Source organism: Micromonospora sp. NPDC003776, assembly GCF_053605645.1.
Genome location: NZ_JBSGJR010000848.1, coordinates 1 through 1995 on the forward strand (window position 1 = coordinate 1; position 1995 = coordinate 1995).

2 protein-coding genes are annotated in these 1995 nt (G+C 69.4%); both read right to left on the reverse strand.

Annotation, left to right across the window (positions count from 1 at the left end; translation table 11 throughout):
- Nucleotides 1-368, reverse strand: a 368-nt coding sequence (locus ACWEVO_RS35655) for a class I SAM-dependent methyltransferase (RefSeq protein ID WP_452311803.1), incomplete at its 3' end; no start/stop codon positions are given.
- Between the two features lie 191 nt (nucleotides 369-559).
- Nucleotides 560-1498 (reverse strand): replication-relaxation family protein, encoded by a 939-nt coding sequence (locus ACWEVO_RS35660; protein WP_452311804.1) that lies wholly within the window; start codon nucleotides 1496-1498, stop codon nucleotides 560-562.
- Nucleotides 1499-1995: the final 497 nt, after the last annotated feature.

A 1995-nucleotide genomic window follows, 5' to 3' on the forward strand; every position in this document is an offset into this window, starting at 1 on the left:
AGCGGGGACTGGAGGAACTGTGCCGAGACCAGGTCGTACCGGCCCGCCGGGAAGTTGCGGGTCAGGTCGTGCCGGGCCACGGTGATCCGGGACGCCACCCCCGCCCGGGTGGCCTCGGCGGTGAGCCGGTCCAGGGCGGTGGTCGAGACGTCGACGGCGGTGACCCGCCAGCCCCGACTGGCCAGCCAGATCGCGTCACCGCCCTCGCCGCAACCGAGGTCGAGCGCGGTGCCGGGCGGAAGGGCGTTGACCACCTCGGCCAGGACGGCGTTGACCCGCCCGCTCCACACCCGGTCGCGCTGATGGTAGAGGTCATCCCAGTATCGGGCGGTGTCCTGGTCCACCGCGTGTGCCTCGTGCTCGATCATCGTCTCCCCCCTCTGCCCGGACGGCCGTCGCCGCGACCTGGCGATCGTGTGCCGCCCGGACACCATGCAGCAAGGATCTTTGCCGGTTCAGCAAACGGACACGGCGGGCAACGTTTCCCGGGGCAGGGCTTTCCATCGATGGGCTTCCCGACCCCTCACACGCGGCGCAACGCGCCACCTGGTGTCGGCAATCAGGCTGCCCGCCCATCTGGTCCGATCGAGGTGGCGGTGGGGAACTCGGTGTCGTGGTGGGTGTCTGTGTAGGGCAGGTCGATGAGGCGGTTGCGGCCGGCGCCGAGACCGACCAGTTGCCACACCTGCTCGGCGGGGCTCGCGCCCGTGGCGGCGCGTAGGTCGGCGGTGGTGGTGGCGATGCACGCTCTTGGCGTGGTACCGGCGAGGCGGTGGTGCAGGTTCGCCTCACGTCGCGCCGACGGTAGGTGGAACAGCACCGGCCACGCCCAAGGGCTCATCGCAAACAAGCGTTCGTACTTGGCGATCTTCTCGGTGAGGATGTCAAGGCGTTCGCGACCGGTGTCGTATTCGAGGAAGAACGGCACGGACCGGTCCTGCTCGGTCCACACCCCTGCGCCGTCCGGGCGGGGCAAGCCGCTCGGTCCGCGGACCATGATCTGCGGGTCCCCGCCTTTGCGGTAGAACACGCCCGGGTCGTGGAAGGCGGACGCGGGCTGCCAGCGGTCCAGACGGCTTTCGGGGTGGGTGCGGGCGTGGGCGGCCAGGTCGATGAAGACCTGGTTGCCGCCGAGCAGATGGGGCAGGTCCGGACGCGAGATGAGGGATTGCTTGCGGCGGCGTGCCTGGTCCCGGCGTGGTGGTCCGAGTCCGCGTTGGGCACGGACGTGGCTGTAGCCGAGTTGGTCCAGGACGTAGTGGTACGGGTAGGAGCCGCCGTCGGGTTTGTTGGGCCGGAACCGGTCCACCGCGCGTAGGACGGTGAGGCGGCGGAGTCGGCGTTGCGCGAAATCCAGGGACGGGAACAGGGCGGCGGCGATCTGATCCGTGGTCAGCAGCCCGTGGTCGTAGAGCCAGGAGAGGAGCCGGTCGTCGCGGGCGGTGATGCTGGCCTGTAGGCGCAGCAGCGGATCCGACGCCGGTAGTGGTTTACGCATGGGCGGCCCCTGGGGGGACACCCCACACATGGGTGTGTGTCGGGAACCAGCCGGGCTCGCTCAGAGTGCGCCTGACCTGGGCTGTCAGCGAGTATCGGGGGTCCGTTTGGCGGTCAGTATCAAGGCGGACGGCGGGACGGGGATCGACACCGACACCGACACGGCCGGCCGCACCGCCGTGGCCGTGCTGTGTGAGCGCGGGTGATGCGGGTCGGTGACAGCGCTGGTGGCGCTGCTGAGGGCCGTTGGCATGGGTCAGCATGTTCGTCGCTCCTCTATTGGCCGGGATGCGGGTGCAGGGGCAGTTGGTGCACCGGCTGCGGGCGCTGCGGCGGGTGGAGTGGTGTTGGCTCTGACAGGTCGGGTCAGGTTGTGTCAGGAGGCGAGCTTCCGGACAGGCACTGTGAACCGCCCCGGGTTCTGTGGAGACCTCAACTGTTGGCTCCAACCACCTCGCGGGGCTGGGGTTGAGCGTAGAACATCGATTCGTATTCGGT

Bases quoted from the DNA above. Each gene is read 5' to 3' on its own strand.
- ACWEVO_RS35660 (WP_452311804.1), bottom strand. From the start codon at position 1,498: ATGCGTAAACCACTACCGGCGTCGGATCCGCTGCTGCGCCTACAGGCC.